Source organism: Methylacidimicrobium cyclopophantes, from assembly GCF_902143385.2.
In the GTDB taxonomy this organism is placed as follows: domain Bacteria; phylum Verrucomicrobiota; class Verrucomicrobiia; order Methylacidiphilales; family Methylacidiphilaceae; genus Methylacidimicrobium; species Methylacidimicrobium cyclopophantes.
Window position 1 is genome coordinate 1 of the sequence record NZ_CABFUZ020000126.1, and the last position, 1,280, is coordinate 1,280.

Consider the following 1,280-nt stretch of genomic DNA (forward strand, 5'->3'; position numbering starts at 1 on the left):
TGGAGTTTCTTCGATTTTGCGTACAGGGGCTTTGGTGGATAGAAGGAAAAACCCCAAATGAAGGACGAGAAGAACAGCAAGTGCGCGCGGCGTTATGACCGCGAGTTCAAAGAGCATGCCGTTGCCTTGGTTCAAGGCGGGCGTAGGATCACCGAGGTTGCCCGGGATCTGGGCGTCTCCCAATGGTCGCTGAGCCGGTGGGTTACCGATATCCGAAGCGGTCGCGCTTGGATCGATCCCAAGACTCTGGCCGCCGAATCCCTCGAGCAGCGCGAGCTGCGTAGGTTACGCCAGGAAAACGACTACCTGCGCCGCCAGCGCGACATCTTAAAAAAAGCGTTGGGCATCTTGTCGGCCGAGATGCCCGCAGGCGATATGCGGTGATCCAAAAAATGAGCCAAGAACATTGCCTCACCGAATTGGCCGAAGCCTTGGAAGTTTCTCGCACCGGCTTCCACGCTCACCAGCACAAGGATCAGGGCGAGCGCCGCCGGCAGGACAACCAGTTGCGGGCGAGCATCGAACCGTTGTTCCAGGCCAGCCGCCAGACCTACGGTAGCCCGCGCATCGCTCGGGCTCTGCGTAACTCCGGAAAAATCTGCGGGAAAAACCGAGTCGCCCGCCTGATGCGCGAACTTGGCCTGCGCGTAAAACAAAAACGCCGTTTCCGTCCTCGGACAACCGACAGCGCCCATCGTCTGCCGGTCGCCGAAAACCTGCTGGCCCGAATGCCCGCGCCCGATCGCCCCAATCAGGTCTGGCTCGGCGACATCACCTATATCCCCACCGCCGAGGGCTGGCTCTATCTCTCCGGCATCCTCGACGCCTGCTCCCGCCGCTGCGTCGGCTGGCACGCCGATGACTCGCTCGCCACACCTCTGGTGACAAGAGCCTGGAAGAAAGCCTGCAAACAGAGACGCCCCCCTCCAGGGCTCTTGTATCATTCCGATCGCGGCATCCAATATGCCAGCAGCGAATTCGACGCGCTCCTCCGCTTCTGCGGAGCGGTCGCCTCCATGAGCCGCAAAGCCAATTGCTACGACAACGCCATGATGGAATCCTTCTGGGCTACCCTCAAAACCGAATGCTTCGGCCCCCTCGTCCCGCAAACAAAACAAGAGGCCAAACTTATGATCTTCGATTACATCGAAGCCTTCTACAACCGCCGCCGTCTCCATAGCGGCCTCGATTATCAGTCCCCGCTGGACTTCGAAAACAATGTCGTTAACTTAACCAACTAAACCCTCCGAAGCCCTGTTCGCATTTCCGAAGAAAGATCA

Annotated in this window: 2 protein-coding genes; both read left to right on the forward strand. The window is 59.0% G+C overall.

Annotation, left to right across the window (positions count from 1 at the left end; genetic code table 11):
- The first annotated feature begins 57 nt into the window (after window positions 1–57).
- Window positions 58–384 (forward strand): transposase, encoded by a 327-nt coding sequence (locus FN369_RS05855; protein WP_142525259.1) that lies wholly within the window; start codon window positions 58–60, stop codon window positions 382–384.
- Complete coding sequence (locus tag FN369_RS05860; RefSeq protein WP_246189584.1) at window positions 381–1,241, forward strand: IS3 family transposase; 861 nt, start codon at window positions 381–383, stop codon at window positions 1,239–1,241. Before FN369_RS05855 ends, FN369_RS05860 begins: the two co-directional genes overlap by 4 nt.
- The last annotated feature ends 39 nt before the right edge of the window (window positions 1,242–1,280 follow it).